The sequence below is a fragment of the Bradyrhizobium sp. WBAH42 genome (assembly GCF_024585265.1).
Classification (GTDB): domain Bacteria; phylum Pseudomonadota; class Alphaproteobacteria; order Rhizobiales; family Xanthobacteraceae; genus Bradyrhizobium.
Genome location: NZ_CP036533.1, coordinates 7492113 through 7513691, shown reverse-complemented (window position 1 = coordinate 7513691; position 21579 = coordinate 7492113). Strand labels below are relative to the sequence as shown.

The 21579-nt window shown below is 56.4% G+C and carries 14 protein-coding genes and 1 pseudogene; 10 read left to right on the top strand and 5 right to left on the bottom strand.

The annotated features are described in order from the left end of the window. The first annotated feature begins 80 nt into the window (after positions 1-80). Positions 81-1331 (top strand): family 16 glycosylhydrolase, encoded by a 1251-nt coding sequence (locus DCG74_RS35325; protein ID WP_172785760.1) that lies wholly within the window; start codon positions 81-83, stop codon positions 1329-1331. Between the two features lie 41 nt (positions 1332-1372). On the opposite strand, the gene DCG74_RS35320 is transcribed toward DCG74_RS35325, so the two are convergent. Then, positions 1373-2872 (bottom strand): undecaprenyl-phosphate glucose phosphotransferase, encoded by a 1500-nt coding sequence (locus DCG74_RS35320; protein ID WP_246708837.1) that lies wholly within the window; start codon positions 2870-2872, stop codon positions 1373-1375. A gap of 260 nt (positions 2873-3132) precedes the next feature. Here DCG74_RS35320 and DCG74_RS35315 point away from each other — a divergent pair, with 260 nt between their 5' ends. The 4 genes from DCG74_RS35315 (at position 3133) to DCG74_RS35300 (ending at position 8115) form a co-directional block, all read left to right on the top strand. Next, positions 3133-4125, top strand: coding sequence for an ABC transporter substrate-binding protein (locus DCG74_RS35315; RefSeq protein WP_257187483.1), 993 nt, complete (start codon positions 3133-3135; stop codon positions 4123-4125). A 771-nt stretch (positions 4126-4896) separates the two neighbouring features. Further along, a complete protein-coding gene (locus tag DCG74_RS35310) occupies positions 4897-5871 on the top strand; it encodes a GDP-L-fucose synthase (protein ID WP_172785762.1) in 975 nt (324 codons plus the stop codon). 32 nt (positions 5872-5903) lie between these two features. Beyond that, the gene (locus DCG74_RS35305; RefSeq protein ID WP_172785763.1) at positions 5904-7100 is read left to right on the top strand and encodes a glycosyltransferase family 4 protein; all 1197 of its coding nucleotides are present in this window, start codon (positions 5904-5906) and stop codon (positions 7098-7100) included. Positions 7101-7125: 25 nt separating this feature from the next. After that, the gene (locus tag DCG74_RS35300; protein WP_172785764.1) at positions 7126-8115 is read left to right on the top strand and encodes an NAD(P)-dependent oxidoreductase; all 990 of its coding nucleotides are present in this window, start codon (positions 7126-7128) and stop codon (positions 8113-8115) included. 342 nt (positions 8116-8457) lie between these two features. Here the strand turns inward: DCG74_RS35300 and DCG74_RS39100 are convergent. After that, positions 8458-8775: pseudogene (locus DCG74_RS39100) on the bottom strand (GDP-mannose 4,6-dehydratase); the annotation flags it as partial. Between the two features lie 442 nt (positions 8776-9217). Between DCG74_RS39100 and DCG74_RS35295 the strand changes: the two are divergent. Beyond that, positions 9218-13414, top strand: a complete 4197-nt coding sequence (locus DCG74_RS35295; protein WP_172785765.1) for a cadherin-like domain-containing protein — start codon at positions 9218-9220, stop codon at positions 13412-13414. A gap of 642 nt (positions 13415-14056) precedes the next feature. On the opposite strand, the gene gmd is transcribed toward DCG74_RS35295, so the two are convergent. Continuing rightward, positions 14057-15148 carry a GDP-mannose 4,6-dehydratase gene (gene gmd, locus DCG74_RS35290; RefSeq protein WP_172785766.1) on the bottom strand — a complete coding sequence of 364 codons (1092 nt, stop codon included), beginning with the start codon at positions 15146-15148 and terminating at the stop codon, positions 14057-14059. A 223-nt stretch (positions 15149-15371) separates the two neighbouring features. Here gmd and DCG74_RS35285 point away from each other — a divergent pair, with 223 nt between their 5' ends. After that, on the top strand, positions 15372-16784 hold the full coding sequence (locus DCG74_RS35285) for a mannose-1-phosphate guanylyltransferase/mannose-6-phosphate isomerase (RefSeq protein ID WP_172785767.1): 1413 nt from the start codon (positions 15372-15374) through the stop codon (positions 16782-16784). A gap of 74 nt (positions 16785-16858) precedes the next feature. Here DCG74_RS35285 and DCG74_RS35280 read toward each other — a convergent pair whose 3' ends face one another. Both DCG74_RS35280 and DCG74_RS35270 read right to left on the bottom strand, forming a co-directional pair. Beyond that, entirely contained in the window at positions 16859-17425 is a 567-nt protein-coding gene (locus DCG74_RS35280) for a transglutaminase-like cysteine peptidase (RefSeq protein ID WP_172785768.1), read from the bottom strand. A 1898-nt stretch (positions 17426-19323) separates the two neighbouring features. Next, positions 19324-19527, bottom strand: a complete 204-nt coding sequence (locus DCG74_RS35270) for a hypothetical protein (RefSeq protein ID WP_172785769.1) — start codon at positions 19525-19527, stop codon at positions 19324-19326. Between the two features lie 167 nt (positions 19528-19694). Between DCG74_RS35270 and DCG74_RS35265 the strand changes: the two genes are divergently transcribed. The 3 genes from DCG74_RS35265 (at position 19695) to DCG74_RS39095 (ending at position 21498) form a co-directional block, all read left to right on the top strand. Then, the gene (locus DCG74_RS35265; RefSeq protein WP_172785770.1) at positions 19695-20003 is read left to right on the top strand and encodes a hypothetical protein; all 309 of its coding nucleotides are present in this window, start codon (positions 19695-19697) and stop codon (positions 20001-20003) included. 414 nt (positions 20004-20417) lie between these two features. Continuing rightward, a complete protein-coding gene (locus DCG74_RS35260) occupies positions 20418-20903 on the top strand; it encodes a hypothetical protein (RefSeq protein ID WP_172785771.1) in 486 nt (161 codons plus the stop codon). Between the two features lie 250 nt (positions 20904-21153). Continuing rightward, positions 21154-21498: a M10 family metallopeptidase C-terminal domain-containing protein gene (locus DCG74_RS39095; RefSeq protein WP_172785950.1), complete on the top strand. Its 345-nt coding sequence runs from the start codon at positions 21154-21156 to the stop codon at positions 21496-21498. The last annotated feature ends 81 nt before the right edge of the window (positions 21499-21579 follow it).

Below are 21579 nucleotides of genomic sequence, written 5' to 3'. Positions count from 1 at the left end.
GGGCTAGACGAGCTACCTTCTTTTCTGTCTCGCTTGGATTCTTGGTAAATTCTGCGTCGTCAGCTTTCGGCGGCGGCTGGATGCTCGTGTTTGCGGATGAGTTCGACCGTGACAGTTTGGACCGTACCAAATGGGCCACCAGATACATCTATCAGAACGAGACGTTGGATCATTTCAACGACGAGAAGCAACGGTACCGGGACAACAACAACCACATCCTCTCCGCAGGAGTGCTGGATCTGGTGGCGCGGCAAGTCGCCGACGGCTCGTATGAGTCCGGAATGATTCGAAGCCGCCAGACGTTCTACTATGGTTACTTCGAAGCTCGGGTATTTCTGCCAAAAGGACGTGGAATCTGGCCGGCCTTCTGGTTGGTCGGAGATTATGATCGGGACGGGCGGACGTGGCATCCACCGGAACTTGATATCTTCGAATTTGTGATAAATGGCAAAGATGACACGGAAAAGATGCTGCACTCGGGGCCACAGAAGCCAGCTTTAGATACATTCAACTTTGTCGACGACACATTTGAGACCAGGCACGGGGAAATGCGAAGTTCTGCCCCCCTGAATGAAGGGTGGCATGTGGCGGGGTTGGTCTGGACTCCAACAGAAATTACTTTCTTTTGGGATGGTCGCCCGATTTATAGCCGTCCCTATAGGTGGTTACGCAAAGATGGACATTTAGGACCGCCGGCTCAAGTCGTTCTGAATTTCGCTGTTGGCGGAGGTTGGGCTGGCCGGTATGGAATCGAAGATCGGGCGTTCCCGCAATCTTTCAAGATTGATTACGTTCGCGTGTGCCAATTCACTAGCTCCGACGGAGGCAAAAGTCGATGCGGTGATAGCGAGTTGACGCCGGACCCAACTCGTTACGGATACTCTTCTGACATTGGAGATATGCAAAAGCCCGTGCTTCTTGCTCCGGACCTGATCCTAGGCGCATCAACAAGCGATAGCCAGGTTCTCACGGAGCCAAATGGACATAGAGAGATACGGCTGCACCTGCCAATCCAATTTCCGCCTTCCTACCCGACTCACAATCGAACCCTTCAGGTTTCAATCACGGATCAGTTGACTGGAGCGCGTGAATCGACCGTGACAGCAGCCCTTCACGTTGCTCAAGACGAAGGGTCAAATGGGACGCGGATGTTTGATGTTGTTCTTCCGGCGCCCAAGCGCCCTGGCACCTTTGTCATAAAAGGGCAGATTGCAGCCGCCTTAAAGGAGAACGGATCGCAAGTTGTATATAACGTGCCACTTACATGTTCGACCGGTATTGTGCAGCCAGTCAAATCTTTAACCTGTGATCTTACTTTACTGAAAAACTAGCACTCCCGCGAGCATCGTCTTGTTTGCCTTGATGACGTCGATCAGTATGCGGTCGGCTGGCCAAAACTAATTAAGGCAGTTCTCACCAGGATTGAGAGATCTAGCCAAATACTCCAATTATTAATGTACCAAAGGTCATACTCTACTCGCTTCTGCATCAGCTCGAGTGTGCGGGTTTCTCCGCGGTAACCATTAACCTGGGCCCAGCCGGTGATGCCGGGCTTGACGTGGTGGCGGAAGGCGTAGTTGCCGATGATCTGCTCATATTCGGTGTTGTGAGCGGCCGCGTGCGGGCGGGGGCCGACCAGCGACATGTCGCCCTTGAGCACGTTGAGGAGCTGCGGCAGCTCGTCGATCGAGGTCTTGCGCAGCCATTTGCCGATCGGCGTGACGCGCGGGTCGTTCTTCTGCGCCTGCACGATCGTCGGGCCGTCCTCGAGCACGCGCATAGTGCGGAACTTGAAGATCCTGAATGCGCGCCCGCCGAAGCCGTGGCGGGTCTGGCGGAAGAACACCGGGCCCGGCGAGGTCAGCTTGATCAGCAGCGCGGTCACCAGCATCACCGGCGCAAACACGAACAGCGCAACGCTCGCACCGGAAAGGTCCAGCGCGCGCTTGAGCGCGCGTTCGCGGTAAGTGAGCGGGGCGCGGCGCAGCTCGGCGGTGAAGGTGTTGCCAGTACCGGAAAGCGGATAGCGCAGGAAACGCGCCGTGTTGGGGTCCGGCATCAGATGCACCGGCACGGGAAGGATCTTCAGCGCGTCCAGGATGCTGTCGATCGCATGCTGCCGGCTCCAGTTGATCAGGAGGAAGACGTGCTCGATCCGGTGCTCGCGCGCGTAGTTGATCAGCTCCTCGAAGCGCGGCGCCAGCGAGGACAGCAGCAGCGGCGAGGCGAGCTTCTTAGCCGGGATCTCCATCAGGCGCATCAGGCGGTAGCCGTGCTGGCCGAGATCGTCGACCGCGTTGGAAGAGGTGGCAAGGCCGAACTCGGCGATCATGATCGCGCGGCCATTGGCGAAGGCACCGCTGCGCAAGGCATGCGCAGTCCAGCGCGCCGCCACTGTCTTCCAGGCGAGCAGCAGGAAAAGGCCGACGAGATAGAACGAGATCGTGGCGCCGCGGGAGAAGCCCTCGCTGACCTTCATTGTGAAGGCGATAGCAAGCAACGCGCCAAACAGGCCGGTCCAGGTCGTCAGCGTCATCCGGAACGTGCGCGGGCGGTCGGTGATTGTTTTGATTTGGTAGCCCTGCTGCACAATAGTGAGAAGGACGAAATTAATGGCAACCAGAATGCTAGCCGCCGCATAGACTTCGGCCTTCCCGACGACACCCGCGGTCGCCAAGAGATAGCCGACCGCGCAGCCAATCCCGCTGACCACGATCAGCGTCGCATCGACCACCATCATTAAGCGTTCAGCAACTACAGGACGTAGCCAGCTAGGTGCAAAGCCTGCAGCTGTGAATCCAGCTGGCTCGACCACGCTAATTTCCGTTCTAGAATCAGGGACGGGTACCGGCCGAGTAGAAAGAATCGTCATCCTGCCAAATCCATTGACGCAAAATTCACTACGCGGACAACCCGTGCTATCAGTCGAAACCGCTGTTAAAACAAGGCGAAGGGGAAATTAACCTTACCCGATAAGCTGCATTGTAACTCATTTCGCGTAGACTGATATGTTAAATTTCATGTCCCGCTAGGAAGTTCTCGTTGCCTCGAACTCAGTACCGGCGTCGCAGTCGGCCGAGAGGAAAGCCTTACTTCGCCGTTGGCCTTGCCGCCGCGGCTTTGGTGGGAGCTGTGCTTCTCCTTTATCGTCCCGATGAGGCCCCCATACGCGCTCCCACAGCTGCCAAGTCCGTCACGCTCAAGCTCCTCCTTGACGGGCCATATGGCGCGCGGTTTGCCGGCGAGCTCGCTGCATCGACGCAGGGATATTTTTCCTCCCGGATTGAGGTGTCGGCACAGCCCGAAGACCCTGACTTCGTCCAAACCATTGCACGCCAACATGCCATCGGTGTGACGAGCGGCCAGAACTTCCTGCTGGCAAGCTGGCGTGGCGTTCCCGTAACAGCCTTCGCTGCAAGCTTCCTCGATACCCCCGTGGCGATCTTCACACTCGAAAACTCCGGCTTGCGGCGGCCGACTGATCTGGTCGGAAAACGGGTTGGGTATCGTAGGGCGAGTGAGGGAGACGTCGTTTTTGATGCCATGATGGCGCAGCTCGGGCTTCCTCGAAGCCGGATCACGAAGATCCCAGACCGCGACAGCTTCGAGGCGTTGAGGGACGGGGAGGTGGATGCGATCATTTCCGCTATCGACGAGCAGCCCGATCCCTCGAGCTCGACCTTCGTGAAGCTGAACGTCATCAAACCTCAGGACTACGGCATCCACGTCCCAGGCCAGGTCTATTTCGCGAGCAATGATCTGATTCATGACAAGCCGTCCCTCGTCGCTGATTTCCTTCAGGGCCTGATTCGCGGATGGCAATTTACCTACGCTGACTATGCACGGAGCGTGCCCGTTCTCGCCGGCGCAGGCCCGGCTCGGCTGAATTCCGAGCGGCTCAAGTTCGAGCTGCAGCAGCAGCGCCCGCTGGTGCTGCCCACAGGCGGCCGCATCGGCGACTACGACGAAAGTCGCTGGCGGACGCTTCGGGATATCCTCCTCTTCGCCAAGCTTGGAGAGGAGGGGGTGCCCTTGGCCCAGGCGGTCAACTACCAATTCCTACGGGATGTGTACCGCCGTTCACCCCACTTCGCGCCCCCGGGCGCTTGGGGCGAGGACAAATAGAACCAAGAAGCCACACTTGGGCGCCATATCGTTCCGAGACACCCAGGCTGCGCCGGGATCGGTTGCATTTCCGCGGGGGGCCTTGGTAAAGTTCGGCTTGCTATTTGGGCTGCTCGCGGAGCGGCCTCACGACTGGGAACGTCGGTCGGCTCGGATCTGACGAGCGCATTCGGGGATAAAATCCGCAGGGCGCGAGGAGCTTTTTGGGATGTTTAAGACGTTGATGCGAACAGGTCTTTTGGCTGCAACTGTTACCTTCTGCGCAGCGAGCGGCGCGAGCGCCGCAATGCAGATGCCCGCGCCGGCGGCCTTGCTCACGGGCGAGAGCCAAGCGACCCCTGTTACATTCTGGGCGCAGCCCTATCCATATCGGTACGTGCCTTGGCGTCGTTGCCCGCTGGTGCGCGTCGAAACGCCGTATGGCTGGTACGTGGACCGGGTTTGCGCACCTGTCGGTCCTGTCCTGCGCCGGGCGTACTAAGTTTCAAGTAAACCGGGCGGCGGCTGCAGTTTTCTACGACACCCTCAAGGCAGTCGCACAATTGATGCGGCTGCCTTGCTCGTTTTTGTTTCATTGTGTGCTGATCTTTTGTGCGCGCAGCGCAGGTTCACCATGAATATCTTTGTCGGGCCGGGGCAGGCTGTCGCATGGTGAAGATTGTGTTACCAGTTCGGCGGGGCTGCATCGGCAGCGTGATTGCGTAAAGCGACCGGTCGCTGGATCTCGCAAGGTGGTGCGATCCATCCGGCCGGATGCTGACAGAGGATACGATGACAGGAGCTTCAACCTACGATCTCACGGGCAAACGTGTCTTCGTCGCGGGTCACCGGGGCATGGTGGGATCAGCTGTTGTCCGCAGGCTTGCGTCAGAGAATTGCACCGTGCTGACGGCTGATCGGCGTGAGCTGGATCTGACCAAGGAAGAACCTACGCTCAGATGGCTCGAGGCCAATCGCCCGGACGTCGTGGTTCATGCCGCTGCAAAGGTTGGCGGTATCGCAGCCAACAACAATTTCCCGGTAGATTTTCTCTGCGACAACCTTGCGCTGGAACTGAGCGTGATCCGCGCAAGTCACGCGGTTGGTGTGCGGCGCCTGCTGTTCCTCGGCTCGTCCTGTATCTATCCCAAGCACGCCAAGCAGCCGATCGCCGAAAGCGAATTGCTGATGGGGCCACTTGAGCCCACCAACGAGTGGTACGCAATCGCCAAGATTGCCGGCCTCAAGATGTGTCAGGCGTATCGTCGGCAATATGGCGACGATTTCATCTCGGTGATGCCGACCAATCTCTACGGCCGGGGCGACAATTATCATCCGGATCATAGTCACGTCCCGGCCGCGTTGATCCGACGCTTCCACGAAGCCAAGCTCGCCAATGCACCCAGCGTTTCGGTGTGGGGCACCGGTACGCCGCTCCGCGAATTCCTCAATGTCGATGATTTTGCGGATGCCTGCGTTTTCCTTCTGAAGCACTACTCAAGCGATCTTCCAATCAATGTCGGTAGTGGAGACGAGTTGTCGATTGCTGACTTTGCGGCAACGGTTGCGGACGTTGTGGGCTACAGGGGCAAGCTGGTCTTCGACACCTCTAAACCCGATGGTACGCCACGCAAGCTGCTAGATAGCTCTAGGATTAGAGCGCTCGGTTGGCGGCCGAACACTGCTCTGCGGTCTGGTTTGGCGGCGGCGTACAACGATTTCCTGAAGAGCGGAGGTCGCAGGCTGGATGCGATCGTCAGGTCGTAGTTTCATAATTGCTATTGGACTGAGGTTTTAAGTTGACAAAGACTATTCTTTATTTGTCTCCTTATTTTTGGCCGGAAGAAATAGGATCCGCGCCGTATTGTACCGACCTTGCAAGGTATTTGCAGGGCGCGGGGCATCGGCTGCACACAATAGCTTTTCGACCGCATTATCCCACGGCAGAAAATTTCCGTGCATGGAGCGATGGCAGCCGCGACGAAGAGACTTTTGAAAACATCAAGGTGTCTCGAATCGGGGTAAGTGAGAGAGGCGCGGGCGGCTTCAAGGAGCGCGTGAAGAACGACATTCGCTTTGTAATTTCAGTTTGTCGGAAAGCATTGCTTGGACGTTTCAGCAGACCAGACGTCGTTATCGCCTACGTTCCGAGTATTTTGACCGTCTTCGCTGCATTATTGGTAAAACTTATCAGTGGCGCACAGGTGCTAACCATCGTTCACGATATCGAAAGCGGGCTAGCGCGGTCACTTGGTATTGCTAAGAACCCTCTGATGTTGCGAATGATGGAGCGAGTGGAGAGCTTCGTACTCAATCGGTCGGATCGGGTTGTCGTACTGACCGAAGGAATGAAGAGCGAGCTTGAGAAGATCGGGTGTACGAGCCCGATCGACGTCATCTCTATCTGGGCTTCACCTGCGTCTGAATCGCCCATTCCAGTCCACCCCCCAACATTGATGTATTCCGGAAATTTTGGAAAGAAGCAGAATCTGGATCAGCTTCTACCCTTGATCAAACGCCTTTCACTCGAACGGGCCGACATCAAAGTCGTGATGCAGGGAGACGGCTCAGAAAAAGAACGGATCGTTCGCCTGTTTCAGCAGGCCGGCGTGACAAATACCAGGTTTTCTCCGCTGGTGGATGCGGACAAGTTCGTTCCTAGCTTGCAGGCCGCTACGCTCCACATGGTGCCACAGGCGCTGGACGTGGCGAACTATGCTTTGCCATCTAAGCTCTTCTCAATCATGGCGGCTGGGCGGCCGTATGTTTGTATAGCGGAGGCCGGAAGTCCGCTTGACGTGCTCACGCAGCGCTCTGGAGCAGGAATTTGCGTTTCGCCGGGAGACGAGGATGGCTTGTTTGAAGCAGTGACCGGCCTTCTCGATAGAAAGGACGAGTTAGAGCGAAAAGGCGTGAACGGCCGTACTTTCGTTGCCGAGTGCATGAACAAACAAAGCATTATGAACCGATATCTCGCGTTAATTGGCAAGGCATGACATTTCAGGGAAGCAGGGGCATCTAATGGAGATCGCGGGCAGAATTGCAGTGATATTCGGCGGCCACGGATTCATCGGCTCACATCTTGCTCGTGAGCTTGTGACTTCAGGCAAATATGCTCGAGTCGTGAGCGCGGATATCGCGCCGCAGCCGAGATTCAGGTCCAAGGGTGTCGAATATACCTTTTGCGATGTAAGATCGCCAATTCCGACGGACCTGGCAACTGGGGTTACCGAGATTTACAACCTTGCGGCTGTGCACGTTACGCCTGGTCCGCAGGACTGGGAGTACTACTGGACCAACGTATCTGGCGCTTTGAACGTGACGCAATATGCCCGAGTTGCAAAAGCGAAGACGTTGTTTTTTACTAGCTCGATCTCAGTTTACGGACCGAGTGAAGATGAGATTTCAGAATTCTCGGATCCTAATCCTGAGAGTTCGTATGGAAAATCGAAGCTTCTAGCCGAAGGAATTCATCAGAGTTGGCAACTTGAGGAGCCGAGGGACCGAAAGCTGGTCATTGTCCGACCGGCAGTTGTATTTGGGTTTCAGGAACGTGGGAACTTCACCAGGTTAGCTCGATCACTAGAGAGAAGGGCATTTTTCTACCCCGGCAGGAGAGACACCAAAAAGGCCTGCGGATATGTTAAAGATTTGGTCGCCTCGCTGGAGTTCGCTCACCGCAGTGAAGAGATGGTAACAATCTACAATTTTGCCTTCGACGAACCGGTGACGACGGAAGGCATCTGCGCGGCCTTTTGCCGGGTGGCCAATTTGCCAGAGCCGAAGTTTACAATTCCGATAAGCCTCATTCTTCTGGGAGGGCTAGCATTTGAGCTGCTTTCCAAGCTCGGCCTGAAGACCCCGATCAATCGAGCGCGTGTCCTGAAGCTTTTTAGGTCTACCAACATCGTTCCGAAAAAATTGCAAAGTGACGGCTTCGTTCGACAATTTGACCTTGTGGCTGCTCTGCGCGACTGGCGCTCGCAGTCGCCCGTCGGGCGGTTTGAGTAAAAGCCGCGTATCCTCCAGACTGTCCAATCCTTGCCAGAAGGGCCGCAGCGCTCTTCGGGGCCGTCCCGGCTTTAGAGCGAGCAGTCGAGCCTTGCGCCGCTATCACTCGTGTCGCGGATACTAGTTGAATAGTCTCTAAATCCGCGCTGCTTGATGAGTTCGTCGCCCTCTGCGGGAATCGCGATCTTCCCTCATCAGAACTGTCATACCCACTTCGTTTGGCAGCGGCATTGAGAAAATCTCGGACAGAAATGCTGCACGCCCTTAGCAATCACGAAATCTCCGGCTTCTCCTGCTGTAGCATCAGCCATTGCATTTCGACATGGTTACGCGCGTGTCCCGCAATCGCTTAGCCTCGAGAATTCGAAGAGTGCCGAGGTCCTCGGAGTTGGCCTATACTCGGGTTCATCGAATGAGACGGCTATGTGGCTTTTGGGCTAAGAGATTGTAGATCTGGTCGGGCTGCACCTGGCCGACAATGCATATGCTCACCATAGTGCAGGCGGAACGCTGGATTCGGCTCGCGAGGATCCAGATGACTGATCGATACGGCGCTGTGTTGAAGAGAGAGGTCCGGCGCTTGGTGCCGTGGACCTTCTGTCTCGTTGGCAGGAGCAATTCAGCGAAACAGGCGCGTGGCCCGTCCACGTTCTTTGTCATGACCAGTTTTCATTCGCTGCCCTCGGAAAATGAAGTCAATGGGAGAAGTCCGTCCGAAGAATTCAATCTTAAATTAACAGTGGTTGGTTTCAGTTGGGCCAGAAATGTCCTGCTAACATAACTTGACTTCAAGTAGGCCGTCCGAAGCAGGCGAACTCCACGGTAAGCCTCGGTTATGGGGAGGGCAAGGCTAGGGCTCGCGCCAGCTGCGGCCAGATTGTGCCGAACATTGTGTCAGCGGCGCTAGTCACCTAAGGCATACTGGTTTATGTGCCTCCAGCAAGGCACGGGCGCAGTAGGTCGGTGATTGTCCGAGAACCCCATTAGCTCAACGTTAAGTCAGCGAAGGGCAGGTGAGTTCTAGTTCAATTTGTTTGTATCTGGATAATCGAATCTTTGAGGAAAGTTCGGATCGTTCCCGCATCAAACGGCGGGAACAGTCATGGCAAAATCGGCAACACCGGCCACCTCGGCGAAGCCTCAGAAGGTCGACTACGCGAGCATTGTAACCGGTACTTCCGGCAACGACGTGCTGTTTGGTGGCAACGGCAACGACTTGTTGACCGGAGGAGCCGGAAGCGACACGTTTGTTATCTCCAAGGGATTTGGTTCCGACACCATTAGCGATTTCACCGGTGGTGCAGGCGGTGATGTACTGCGCGTCGAGAATTACGGCTTTGCAAGTTTCGCCGCCTTCAAAGCTGCGGCGAAGCAAGTCGGGTCTGACGTCGTTGTCTCTCTGTCAACAAGCGAATCCCTTAGGCTCAGCAATGTAAAACTGAGTTCACTGACCGCCGGGAATGTTCTCCTCCTCGATGACGCCATCAATCATGCGCCAGCGGCGAACTCTGTGACCTTGACGGCAGGTATCGAGGATGTCGCCTATACGATCAATGCTGCGACCTTGTTGGCTGGAGTCACGGACGTCGACAATTCTTCGCTATCGATCACGTCGGTCACCGTGGCGAACGGTGGTGGCAACATAGTCAACAATGGCAATGGTACTTGGACGTATACGCCGGTGGCGAACTACAATGGACCGGTCAGTTTCAACTACACGGCGTCGGATGGATCGTTGACAACAACCTCGACCGCCAGCGTGAACCTTGCGGCGGTCAACGATGCCCCGGCGGCGAAGTCGGTGACGCTCGCTGCAGGTATGGAGGATGTCGCCTATACGATCAATGCTGCAGCCTTGTTGGCTGGAGTAACGGATGTCGACAATCCTTCGCTATCGATCACGTCGTTCACCGTGGCGAACGCTGGTGGCAACATAGTCAACAATGGCAATGGTACTTGGACGTATACGCCAGCGGCGAACTACAATGGATCGGTCAGCTTCAACTACACGGCATCAGATGGGTCGTTGACAGCAACCTCGACCGCCAGCTTGAACCTTGCGGCAGTCAATGATGCCCCGGCGGCGAAGTCGGTGACGCTCGCTGCTGGTGTGGAGGATGTCGCCTATTCGATCAATGCTGCGACCTTGCTGGCCGGAGTAACGGACGTCGACAGTTCCTCGCTATCGATTACCTCGCTCACCGTGGCGACTGGCGGCGGCAACATTGTTAACAATGGCAATGGTACTTGGACGTATACACCGGCTGCGAACTACAATGGACCCGTCAGCTTCAACTACACGGCATCAGATGGGTCGTTGACAACAACCTCGACCGCCAGTTTGATCATCGCCGCGACACAACCGCCGGCTCCAACAAGCGAGATCTTATTTGGAAGCTCCGGCAACGACGTGTTGATTGGAGGCGGAGCCAGTGACCTCTTCGTGGTTGCTAACGGATTTGGCTCGGACGTCGTCAGCGATTTCCAAGCCGGCATCGGCGGTGATGTGCTGCGAGTGCAGAATTACGGATTCGCAACATACGCGAATTTGTTGGCGGCTGCCAGGCAGGTTGGCTCTGATGCGGTGATAGCACTCTCCAGCACCGAAACCGTGACGCTAAAGAATGTTGCGGTCTTGTCGCTGGTTGCGGCGAATGTCCAACTGGACAATCCTCTGCCCCTAAGTGCGACCGCCACCTATGCGCCAGCCGCTGCTGTGACCGGCACGATTTATGGAACCTCGGGAAATGACAAGCTCCAGGCTAGCGGCGCGGCAGTGACTCTCGTCGGTGGCGCCGCCGACGATACCTATATCGTTTACGACCGCAGCACGAGTGTCGTCGAACAAGCTGGCCAAGGTGTCGATACGATCTCAGCTACAAAGTATGACGGCTATAGTCTCGTTAACGCGCCGAACGTCGAAAATCTGACCCTCACCGGGAGCAACTCGGCGCCGGCCACCGGGAACGCGCTTGACAACATCATTATTGGTAACGGCGGCAACAACATGATCGATGGAGGCCTTGGCGACGACGTGCTTACAGGTGCGTACGGCGCAGATAGGTTCGTGATCAGAGCCGGAAACGGTAATGATGTCATCACTGATTTTACTGCGGGAGCCGGCGGAGATATCCTTCAGATTAGCGGTGCGAACTTCAAGACCTTCGCCGACGTAAAGGCTGCGATGACGCAAGCTGGCACTGATGTCTACCTTGCGCTCGAGAATGGCCAGAGGATCACCCTTGAGCATGCCGACGTTCAAAACCTTGTACCAGCCAACGTAGATATTGTGATCCCGCTCTCGGGAGTTGTGAAGACATTTGGCGACAATTTCGATTCGTTGTCAGCCGGACAGGACCCCAGCTTGACTTGGCGTACTAGCTACGCGTGGAGCGGCTCAGCCAGCTACCTGCTGAGTGGGGAGCAGGGGGTTTACGTAGATAGCAGCTTCTCCGGTTTGCCGGGAACGCAAGCATCAACCTCGCTTGGTCTCAATCCCTTCTCCATCGAAAATGGTGAGCTGTTGATCACTGCTCAGCCGGTGCCTTCGACCGTCAGCTCATATGTCGGCGGAGCGCAATTCTACACCGGCATGATCTCGAGCGAAAATAGTTTCGTCCAAACTTACGGCTATTTCGAGATGTCAGCCACGTTGCCCAGCACGACGGGAGCCTGGCCTGCCTTTTGGCTGCTGCCGATCAATGGGCAGTACAGCGCCGAGCTCGACGTGTTTGAGGCATTCGGGCAGGATCCGGATCAGGTTCATTGGCAAGTCCACTCGTCGACTGGATCGACGGCCGCTCCCGGCGCTTGGGCAAATACGGCTGATCTTACGTCGGGAATGCATACTTTTGCTGTTGAATGGACGCCGTATGATCTGACGTTCTTTGTCGATGGCGCCGAGATCGCCAAGGCTCCCACGCCTGCAGACATGAACACCGCGATGTACATGATCGCTAATCTCGCCATGGGTGGCTGGGCCGGAGCTGCTGCCGCCGGATCTACCGCGACCCTGACCATCGATTCGATTGAGGCCTACCAGCTATCTGAATACACGCTGGCAAATTATACGCTTCTGTCGAGCGGCTCTTCAATTAGCACGATTACTGGTACAAGCAACGCCGACACTCTCGCAGGGACCAGCGGCAACGATCTACTAGGAGAAAATGGTGGCGCCGACCTCATGACCGGTGGTCTTGGCGATGATACGTATGTTGTCACGGATGCTAGTGCCCAAATCGTTGAGGTTGCGGGGGGCGGGGTTGATACCGCGCGAGCATCGGTCTCCTACACGCTTTCCAACTACGTCGAAAACCTCATCCTGACCGGGGCGGCTACAATCAATGGGACCGGCAACAGCCAAGCTAACATCATCGTCGGCAATTCAGCTGCAAACGTCATCACTGGAGGACAAGGCAACGACATTCTTACGGGAGGTGGTGGTGGTGACAAGTTCGTAGTCAATCTGGGGAATGGATCTGACATCATCACTGATTTCGAATTAGGGAGCGCAGGTGACTATGATGTCGTTGCGCTAACGGGCTTTAGCTTTACCTCGTTCAGTGACATCAAATCATCGATGACCCAGGTCGGATTAGATGTCTACCTCGCGTTGACGACGTATGAGACGCTCGTCTTTCGCGGGGCAGCGATTTCCGATTTCGTGAGTGACAACTTCCAGCTTCCGGTAGCTCTGCCAAGTAGCGGTACAGCCGCTAACTATTGGAGCGGCACCCGGGCCGATCAGTACGTCTATGGCACCGCCATGAACGACAATCTCAAGACGGGTGGGACGGGCAACACTCTTGTCGGCGGTGCGGGCGACGACACCTATGTCGTCGGTTCTGCAAATACCATCATTGTTGAGAAACCGGGCGAAGGTGTCGATACAGTTCAGGTGTGGGGTGTTTCGCATACGCTCGCATCAAATATCGAAAATCTAAGTCTGATGCAAGGAGGCTTGAACGGAACGGGGAACGATCTTGCAAATCGAATGGTAGGGTCAAGTGGCAATGACATTCTCGACGGCGCAGGTGGCGATGATTGGCTGTTCGGAGGCGGAGGTAACGATACGTTTGTCTATAGCAAGGGCAACGGGCACGATACGATTGCCGACTTCCATGTATATACAAGTTCTGTCGCCGAGCACGACAAACTACTTTTCAAGGGTTATGACCCAAGCGCCTATCTAACCGTTGAAGGAGATGAATGGGCCATTCATTATGCTGGAGGAATTGATAAGTTGACGGTTGCGGGCGTCACGCACCTCGGTGCTCTGGATTATTCATTTGTTACATGAGCGCGCGGTGAATAGATGCTGTCGAACGGTTCGACTCATTCATCCGCTCTCGTCCGGAGACGGGGCCGGTTGTATCTTAGCCCCGAATGTCTGAACCAGCGTGACAGATCACGAGCCTAGTGCTGGGCCGGCGATCATCTTCGGTTTCAAAGCCTTGAGCGCGCGTCCATTCTGGGCCGATGGCAGTAGTCCTCAAGAGTTCGTAATGATGGCGGCTCCAAAGCTCGGCTGCGGTAAGAACGGTACCAGAACGACAATCTTCCAAATGGTATGACATGCTGCGGCCCGATCGTTCGCTCACGCCGAACTCGACATGATCGCAGCACGTGCGGGTGCGGTGTTGTGCTTCCGCCCGGAGATTCGGCCACTCTTGAGCTTGCTGTCTGCCAACTCAGCGTGGCGCCGGCTCTCTGTGAACATTTCGATGCAGAAGGAGGAAGGCGCGCCCTTGGGGCGCATGATTGCGCACAGATGGTCGGGGGCCATGGCACAGGGCAATACGATAGCGCAAAAGAATACCGGCCTGAAAGGCGCTGCTGACGATTGGGATTCTCGTCGGTCGTGAGGCATTCCGGCTAGTTTCCGTGATGGATCAAAATGCGCCGCCCATTCGCTTGGATCGCTCGCCTTGATCCACGAAAACTACTCGTGGCGCGGGTAATATCTAAACCCGTGCTGCTTGATGAGCTCGTCGCGCTTTGCGGATTCGAGATCTTCCTTCATCATTTCTCGAACCAGGCTTTCGAACGACGTCTTGGGCTCCCAGCCAAGCTTCTGCTTGGCCTTTGACGGGTCACCAAGAAGCGTCGCGACCTCGGTGGGGCGGAAATAGCGGGGATCGACCGAAACGACACACTTGCCGGTCTTGGCGTCATATCCTTTTTCTTCGACGCCGCTTCCTTCCCAGCGGACCGTCATGCCCACTTCGTTGGCCGCGACATTGACAAAATCTCGGACCGAATGTTGCACGCCCGTAGCAATCACGAAATCCTCAGGTTTGTCCTGCTGCAGCATCAGCCATTGCATTTCGACGTAGTCACGCGCATGTCCCCAATCGCGCAATGCGTCGAGATTGCCGAGATAAAGCCTCTCCTGCAGACCCAAATGGATACGCGCCAAAGCGCGCGTGATCTTTCGGGTTACGAAGGTCTCGCCGCGGACGGGAGATTCGTGGTTGAAGAGGATGCCATTACAGGCATACATCCCATAGGCTTCGCGGTAATTGACGGTGATCCAATATGCGTAGAGCTTGGCTACAGCGTACGGCGAACGCGGGTAGAAAGGCGTAGTCTCCTTTTGCGGGATTTCCTGAACTAAGCCATACAGCTCGGAAGTCGACGCCTGATAGAACCGGGTCGTTTTTTCCAATCCAACGATCCGCATCGCTTCGAGAATTCGAAGGGTGCCGAGGCCGTCAGAGTTCGCGGTGTATTCTGGTTCCTCGAAGGAAACGGCCACGTGGCTTTGTGCTGCGAGATTGTAGATCTCATGAGGTTGCACTTGGCCCACAATACGTATCAGGCTGGAAGAGTCCGTTAGATCACCGTAATGCAGGCGGAACGGTGGATTCGGCTCGTGTGGGTCCAGATAGAGGTGGTCGATTCGATCCGTGTTGAACAGCGAAGTCCGGCGCTTGATGCCATGGACTTCATAACCCTTCTCCAGTAGCAATTCAGCGAGATAGGCGCCGTCTTGGCCGGTTACGCCAGTAATAAGTGCACGTTTCTTTGTCATAATAATCTCTAGCTTCGGTACCCGTTCGTACTCGAAAACGCAGGCAATAGGGAGATGGGCTGGGCCAAAAAAGCAAGCTTAGATTAACGGCTTTCTAGGTCTGCGGATTAGGCAATAGACTGTCTCGATAAGGTTATTTTCGGTTCATGCTCCCGGAGTAGTGTCATGGCTCTATATAGTACTCGCCGATTTATTTGACTGAGTTTGCTCGGAGCGTCACATTTTGGACAAACGCATAATCCCCCTGATCATGTGCGGCGGTGCCGGAACGCGGCTGTGGCCCGCCTCGCGCGAGGTGCGGCCCAAGCAGTTCCTGCCGCTTTTCGGCACCCGCTCGACGTTCCAGGACACGCTGCTGCGCGTGTCCGATGCCTCGCTGTTCGACCGGCCGATCGTCATCACCAACGCGTCCTATCGCTTCATGGTGCTGGAGCAGCTCGCCGAGATCGGCATCGAGGCGGACGTGATCCTCGAGCCGATGCGGCGCGATTCCGGGCCTGCGATCGCCGCCGGCGCTGTGTTCGCGCAGAACCGCGTCAATGAGGCCATCGTGCTCGCGCTCGCCGCCGATCACGTCGTGCAGAATAATGCCGCCTTCGTCGCCGCCTGCCGCGAAGGCCTCACCGCGGCAAATGCCGGGCGCATCGTCACCTTCGGCGTCAAGCCGGAGCGGCCGGCGACCGAATACGGCTACATCAATCCGGGTGAGGTGATCTCGGGCGAGGTGCATGCGGTTACACGCTTCGTCGAGAAGCCGGATGCGGTGAAGGCCTCCGACTACGTCAATTCGGGCTATTTCTGGAACAGCGGCAACTTCATGTTCCCGGCGAGCGTGCTGCTCGACGAATATCGCAGGGTCGATGCGGCAAGCGTCGAGGCGATCACCAATGCGGTCAACAATGCCGGCCGCGATCTCGGCTTCGTCACGCTGGAGCCCGAGGCGTTCGGCGCGGCGAAAGCGATCTCGATCGACTATGCGGTGATGGAGAAGACCTCGCGCGCCGCCGTGGTGCCGGTGTCATGCGGCTGGTCCGACGTCGGCTCCTGGCACGCGGTGTGGGAATTGTCCGAGAAGGACGCGCAAGGCAATGCCGCGCACGGCACCGCCGTGTTCGAGGATTCCCGCAATTGCAACGTCACCACCGATTCCGCGCTGGTCGCGCTCGAAGGCGTCGACGATCTCGTCGTGGTCGCCACCGCGGATGCGGTGCTGGTCTCGCGGCAGAAGGATGCCAACGGGCTGAAGCGCCTGGTGACGAAGCTGAAGGCGGTCGCGCCGAAGGTCACCGAGGAGCATCTCAAGGTGCACCGGCCCTGGGGCAGCTATCAGTCCGTCGACAATGGCGAGCGCCACCAGGTCAAGCGCATCGTGGTCAAGCCGGGCGGGCGGCTGTCGCTGCAGAAGCACCACCATCGTGCCGAGCACTGGATCGTGGTCCGCGGCACGGCCCAGGTCACCGTCAACGAGACCGTGAAGACGGTGCACGAGAACGAGTCGATCTACATCCCGATGGGTGCCGTCCACCGGATGGAGAATCCCGGCAAGATCCAGCTGGAGCTGATCGAGGTCCAGACCGGTTCTTATCTCGGGGAAGACGACATCATCCGGATTGAAGACGACTATCGGCGGGCATGAGACTTTCCGACTCGACAGAGTTTCTCTCTGTTCCCCGCTATGAGAGCCGCCAACAACCATACGGTCGAGGCACGCTAGAACAACGCGACTTCCCGCGTCCACCGCTGTGGATCCGTACCTGACTCCGCCCGCACGATAGTGAATCGATCCAACGCATCGACCAGCGGGGTCACGACGGGGCTCAGATTATCGAGGACAAGGACCGCTCTTCCCTCGCGCACGAGCAGCACGAGGTGGTGCTCCCCGGTTGCTCGGATGACGACTTCTGCGAGAAGGAGTGCTGAACTGGGCCAGCCGGATTGTAGCAGTAGATGCCGCTTGGTGACGGCATAGTCGCCGCAATTGCCTTCGTAAGGGAATATCTGCCACTCCGCGTCGCGCCGACTTGCGGCGTGATCTTTCGGTGCTATGCCGAAATTGACCATTGAATTGATATGGGCAAGTTCTCGCCAACGTTGAATTGAGGAGCGGAAATCTCGGATCCTGCGATCATCGTGATGCTGGCAATCCTCCGGATACTGAATGCAGAACTGTGAAAATGACAGCGGTGGCGTCACCGCTTGGGATTCGTAGGTCGAATAGGCGGGCTGGCCGCAAACGCAATACACTATGGCCAGCATGCGGGCCGCATATCTGATCATCGAAAGTTTGCCTGAAATTTCTCGATTGCCAGGCGAAGTATATTGCGATGCAATGGAAGCGCTATGACAATTGTGGGGCAATCGATGCACAATCGTGGAGCAGCGATGCGATCGATCTCGATGGGCCGCGCGGGACGGGTAACACCCTTGTCGGCGGCGCCGGGGACGACCTATGTCGTCGGTGCTGCAAGTATCACTATCATCGAAAACCCGGGCGAAGGTGCCGACACGGTTCAGGTGTGGGACGTTTCGTATACACTCCTGTCAAATGTCGAGAATCTAACCCTGATGCAGGGGAGCTTGACAGGAACCGGGAGCGATCTCGCAAATCGAATGGAAGGGTCAAGTGGCAATGACATTGTTGATGGGCAGGAGGCGACGATTGGTGTGTGGAGGCGGAGGAAACGACACCTTCGTCTGTGGCATGGGAAGCGGACACGATACGATCGCTGACTTCCCTATGTGTATACAACTCAACAGCTGAGCACGACAAGTTGGTTTTCAAAGGTTATGATGCAAGCGCCTATCTAACCCACCGAGGCAGACGAATGGTTCGTCCACTATGCCGGCGGAGTTGATAAGCTTACGATCGTGAGTGTGACACATCTTGGTGCCCTGGATTATTCATTTGTTGCATAGCTTTGTTCGACCTCTCGATTGGGCTTAACGAGGAAGATGCCTGAAGGTTGCCGGGAGGGGCGCACGCTCGCCGACTAGGCGCGTCAGTTGTCAGGGCTTTGTCGAAATGTCGTTCTTCGGTTTGGCGGCCCCTGAGTGGGATCGCTCGAGTAGGCCGAATTCGTAGCGTGCCACCTCACTTGCTCGATTGTTGTCTGGAAATAGATCCAGTCGAATCGGATGGCGGATGAGTAAGACAGCCATGACAGATCACCAACTTCCTGCTGAGCTGCCGATCGTTTTCCGCTTCAATCTCGTCGTGTACGGCCCACCACGCCTCTGAATAGGGACGAAGGTCGATTAATACTCTCTCGCGTTCCTTGTTGTGTTCGTATGGAATCGGAGAACTGGTCATGCGCCTCGCCATGTAAGGTAGATTGGGATTGCGGCCCAATCCATCCCAGGCAATCGCACGGCTCCGCGTTAATGGCCCAGTTGCGCAGCCTGTTAGCAAACAGGCGGCACTGATGGCTGTCAGGAGAAATCGCCGAGACATTCGGGGCCCCAATGCAAGCGGCACGAGGCACCCGGTTCCGCAGGGGGAACTTGATGGAAATTGGTTAATGGATGGTTAATCAACGGGTGATTAGCACCAAAACTCTGTGCTGGCTGCGGTCCGATGTACCCGCGTGGTCCCGCCGTCTATGGGGTGTTAGCATTGAACGCCAAGACTCCACGAGGAGCACAACCTGAGGATCGCAGCTGTGCAATGGTCGACCGTCCGGCTTGATGCCGTCCGAAGTTTTGCTGAACTCGTTTCGTTCGTGGCGGCACGCCTTATTAGAAGTCCGCAACGTTCCGCCGTCCAACGCTGCAAATCTGCTCCAGACTGCGCACGCAGGATAGTGTATCGGTCTGAGGCGTCCGTCAGTGACATGACGACTGGACTCAAGTTATCAGTACGAGGACAGCTTTTGCCTCGCGCACCAGGAGTACAAGGTTGTGCTCTGCAGTCGATCGGATGACGACTTCCGCCAGGAGCAAAGCTGATGCATCACTGTTACCACTGATCTAGATCACTGCGATCCGCCTTGAGTAACACCTTGAGACAATGGGACGGATCGCAATTGAATCGAAGCGGTATCTGTCGCAGCTCAAAAAAGTCAGTGCGACCTTCTGAGGGGTAGGCGATCGGCAACTCGTTCTCCATCGCAGCAACGGGCATGCGGAGGTTCATCTCTGAGAGTTATTTGTGGAATTTCGGCGGCCTTGGCTGACTGTTACGCCCCAGTAACCTTGGCAAGGTCTGCCACCTTTGAACGTCGAAAGTTGTTGATCTCCTTCAGCAACATCAGGCGTCGAAGCTGTGCTCCGTTCAGGAGCGATTCAAAGAGGACGAGGATCTCGCGTGCCTGAACGTACACTTCCATACTGATGGCGTGTTGATCGAAACCGTATCCAGGCAATTTTAGTTGCAGTTTCATGGTTAAGAATAACCAATCGTTGTTGCGGCTCGGGCCTACGAGTTCTTGTTCGAGCGCCCCGATCTGCGAGAGGATGATCGCACTCGGCGCACATCAACGAGTTTTCCAATGGAGCATCGCTGATCGGCGAGACGAGCAAAATGCCTTTACGCCAATCGAGACCGAATGTGACCATCATTCTCACTTTGCTTCTAGCAAGCACGATCCTTGGATTGTTGACCGGCTTGTTCTATCGGATCTGGGCGGTTGGTCTCTTGTCAGTCCTCATCGCTATTCTCTCAGCCTTGGTTCTCCACTTCTTCGGATTTCGATTTCTCGAGGGTGTAGCTGTCAGCGTTCTTTGTCTTATCGTCTGCCAGCTTGCATACTGGGTGGCCTCACTTCGCTTTCTCAAGGGACCTGATCTATCTCAGGATGAAATCGACGGCTGTCCAGGCGACGAGCGCGACCAAGATGTCGAGGACGAGAACCGCTAGCGCAATACGGATCAAATTCGGATCCTTGCGGCGCCGGCGTGTCGTTCTCGCCAATATCCGTGAACGGCCCCGCGGCGCGCCAGCGGCGGATCGCGCTTCTGTCCCGAACAAGAGCGTACTCTTTTGACGCAACCAGTAGCTCATTCTGAAACACCACCAAGCTTCTCAAAGCGCTATAGAGGGTATGAGCAAAAGCGGTGCCGTCAGGTAATCTGGACGGCTGCACGGTTGAACGCCAAGCGAAGCACAGGTCCTAAGACGGAGGCCGGTAAGACGCGGTCGAGCCGCAATGCTCGTCAACGTGGACTCTCGCGTCTGGCGTTTGAGGAGAATGCTAGCCAGGCCGAGCGGGGCGCCTGATCACACTAGGATTGGCCCTGGAACAGAGTTCGCTCCACCTGGATGAACTTGTCCGTGTCAATCAGCCGGCTGGGCCGCATCCGGCGAGCGCGCCGCGAGTTACTTGCCGCGTTGTTGGATTGTCCTAGCCCGAAGCTAGCTAAACGTCTCGCTGGCTTGGAGCGCTATGAAAGGCCCGTCCGGTCCGCGCAGCGGCGTATCCTGAAGCGTTGGTTGAAGCAAGGCTCACGAAGGCAAGCGGCTGGCTGGACGTGTTGGTCTGACGACGGTAACGATCTCAGTTTTCAAATCCTGCGCCAGTCGAGCAAGGAGCGTGGCAGCATCATGAAGCCGTCCAGCTTCGTAGATCAGCTGCTCAATATCCATGGAGACCCGAACCGCTTCCGTCACGCCACTTGCTTACGGGCACGCCTGGGCCGCCTTGGCGACCTGTTCGGCTGCCTTCAGCTTGAAATGGATCTCCGCGAGGCACGCCTTGATGGCCGGTTCGATGATTTCCGCTTCCGTGACTTATCGGACTCCACTGACAGATTCGAATAGTCGAATGCACGCTCGGGTCGGTGCAGAAGTCCAGCGTTTTGGAGCAATGTTGTGGCTCTTCAGCCATTGGGGTCATTACAGTCCGGCCTAAAGCCCTATCGATACGACGATCGCCATCCTCCGGCAGCTAACTCGGCATCATCGAAGGCATGGCGTGGCAGCGGCGTTCTCGGAATCAATGCACACGAACTTGGGACGGGGTCCGCGGTAATGCTTTTCTGCGATGGCAAAGTCGACGAATTTATAAAGCCTGGCGCGGGGGCCGGATCAAATCTTCGTCAGCGCAGGCGAGGACAATATCCGCTTCCTCAGCGTCGCGGACTCCGCCCAGGGCGCTGCCGATAATACCGTTCACAACTTCGATGCCGGCGGCGATAGCTTTACGTTCTCGGGCATCAGCATCGCCGGCGGTCACATCGAGTATGTGGACAGTGCGGCCTTGCTTGGCGGTAACCAAGCTTCGGCACATTTGCAGAATGTTGGGGCGGGCAGCGACTATCTCCAGATCGATATCGATGGCGACGGAGCGAGTGATATGGAGATCAGCCTGTTGAATGCTACTGGCGCGTTGCACAATGGCAACTTCCTAGCCTGAACTTGCTTGCAATAGACCGTCTCCGGGAAGGGAGCGGCGGTGTTGCTCGCATTGGGCTTTCGCGATCGGACTGAAGCTGTC

Bases quoted from the DNA above. Each gene is read 5' to 3' on its own strand.
- DCG74_RS35300 (WP_172785764.1), top strand. From the start codon at position 7,126: ATGGAGATCGCGGGCAGAATTGCAGTGATATTCGGCGGCCACGGATTC.
- DCG74_RS35320 (WP_246708837.1), bottom strand. From the start codon at position 2,872: ATGACGATTCTTTCTACTCGGCCGGTACCCGTCCCTGATTCTAGAACG.
- gmd (WP_172785766.1), bottom strand. From the start codon at position 15,148: ATGACAAAGAAACGTGCACTTATTACTGGCGTAACCGGCCAAGACGGC.
- DCG74_RS35310 (WP_172785762.1), top strand. From the start codon at position 4,897: ATGACAGGAGCTTCAACCTACGATCTCACGGGCAAACGTGTCTTCGTC.
- DCG74_RS35280 (WP_172785768.1), bottom strand. From the start codon at position 17,425: ATGATCAGATATGCGGCCCGCATGCTGGCCATAGTGTATTGCGTTTGC.
- DCG74_RS35295 (WP_172785765.1), top strand. From the start codon at position 9,218: ATGGCAAAATCGGCAACACCGGCCACCTCGGCGAAGCCTCAGAAGGTC.
- DCG74_RS35325 (WP_172785760.1), top strand. From the start codon at position 81: ATGCTCGTGTTTGCGGATGAGTTCGACCGTGACAGTTTGGACCGTACC.
- DCG74_RS35270 (WP_172785769.1), bottom strand. From the start codon at position 19,527: ATGAAACTGCAACTAAAATTGCCTGGATACGGTTTCGATCAACACGCC.